This is a genomic window from Vibrio sp. 378 (genome assembly GCF_033339435.1).
In genome coordinates, this window is record NZ_JAWOUO010000515.1 from 1 (window position 1) to 722 (window position 722).

1 pseudogene is annotated in these 722 nt (G+C 45.3%); it reads right to left on the bottom strand.

The features are described from left to right. Positions 1-722: pseudogene (locus tag R7Q48_RS27265) on the bottom strand (phosphoglucomutase/phosphomannomutase family protein); the annotation flags it as partial.

Below are 722 nucleotides of genomic sequence, written 5' to 3' on the forward strand. Positions count from 1 at the left end.
AGGTAGTAATACAGCAGGATCAGCACTTCATTTGGATGAATGAAGTTGCCTTTCTCATCGATGATACCAAGACGGTCTGCATCGCCGTCAGTACCAATACCGATGTCGTAGCCTTCTTGCTCGACAAGGTGCATCAAGCGGTACAGGGTCGCAGCACTTGGAGAAGGCATTAAACCGCCGAAGTCTGGGTTTTTTCCGTCGTTGATCACGTCTACTTCACAGCGGCCGTTGATTAGGACGGTTTGCAGTGCGTTTTTCGCGACACCAAACATCGGGTCAATCAGCACACGAAGGTTGGCTTTTTTGATTGCTTCAATGTCGATAAAGTCGATGATTGAATCAACAAACTCGTTCATTGGGTTGATGATTTCAATCAACTTGTCTTCAACCGCTTGATCAAAATCGACACTTTTCACATCTTGTACGGTAAGTGTGGAAATTTGAGTTTCAATTTTCTCGGTAATGATTTCATCTGCATCACGACCACCTTCAATGAAGACTTTGATGCCATTGTAATCGGCAGGGTTATGCGATGCGGTGATGCACGCTGAATATGCACAGCCCATCTCTTTTGCTTTGAACATCACGATTGGCGTTGGAACAAACTTATCGATAAAGCTAACTACAATGCCATTTGCCGCTAAAACTTCGGCAAACCAACGGCCAGCTTTATCAGACAGAAAACGTCGGTCATAGCCAATGACAAAGCCACGATCTGCCAC